The sequence below is a fragment of the Pseudomonas sp. AC463 genome (assembly GCF_979253585.1).
The window spans coordinates 1-445 of the sequence record NZ_CEEDDZ010000125.1 but is presented as its reverse complement, the minus strand read 5'-3'; the positions used below and the strand labels follow the sequence as shown (position 1 = coordinate 445).

The window sequence follows — 445 nt, the reverse complement described above, 5'->3', positions numbered from 1 at the left end:
AGCAGGGTCTGACCCGCTTGCAACCGGCCCCGGTCGAGCAAGGCATGGATCGTCGTTGCATAGGTGAGCAGCAGCGCCGACCCCTCCGCGAAGCTCCGTCCCTCGGGCAAGCGATACAGGCGCGCGACATCGACGACCGCCTTCTCCGCCAGCCCGCCATTGCCGATCATCGCCAGCGCGCGGTCGCCGACCTGCCAGTCGCCAGCGGCATCGCCCACCGCTGAGATCGTACCGGCGATTTCGCCGCCGGGTGCGAAGGGACGCGAAGGTTTGAACTGGTACTTGTCCTCGATCACGAGAACGTCGGGATAGTTGATCGCGCAGGCGCGGATATCGATCACGACCTGCCCCGGACCCGCCACCGGATCGGGCGCCTCGGCCAGTTCCAGAGTTTCAGGTCCGCCCGGCGTCCGCGACAGCAATGCCTTCATAACCGCGTTTTCCC

1 protein-coding gene is annotated in these 445 nt (G+C 66.5%); it reads right to left on the bottom strand.

Annotated elements, in window-relative coordinates; all coding sequences use genetic code 11:
• On the bottom strand, positions 1–431 hold a 431-nt coding region (locus AC0IYH_RS29400; RefSeq protein WP_471837566.1), incomplete at its 3' end, for an alcohol dehydrogenase catalytic domain-containing protein.
• Between the last annotated feature and the right edge of the window lie 14 nt (positions 432–445).